1 protein-coding gene is annotated in these 243 nt (G+C 67.5%); it reads right to left on the bottom strand.

The window, feature by feature from the left end:
- Positions 1 to 243: hypothetical protein (locus SB719_RS22110; protein ID WP_412160026.1), on the bottom strand; the 243-nt coding region annotated here is incomplete at both ends.

Raw genomic sequence — 243 nt, 5'->3', positions numbered from 1 at the left:
AGAAGAACGCGACGAGGATGGCGATCCCGACGATGACCAGGGTCACCATCAGCGGCACGCTGGTGTCTGCGGCGAGGATGCCCAGCACCAGAACGAAGAGCCCGAGGGCGGAAAGCACCGCCCCGACCACGTCGAACGGCCGGTCGGGGTCGGCGGGGATCGGGTCGGTCAGCCGGCGGCTGAGCAGCAGGATCACGACGATGATCAGCGCCTGAAACAGGAACGCTGCGCGCCAGCTGATCG

This window comes from Pantoea sp. SIMBA_079 (genome assembly GCF_046940275.1).
Lineage (GTDB): Bacteria > Pseudomonadota > Gammaproteobacteria > Enterobacterales > Enterobacteriaceae > Pantoea > Pantoea borealis.
Note: the sequence above shows the minus strand (reverse complement) of the source record. Positions and strands in the feature narration are given on the sequence as shown.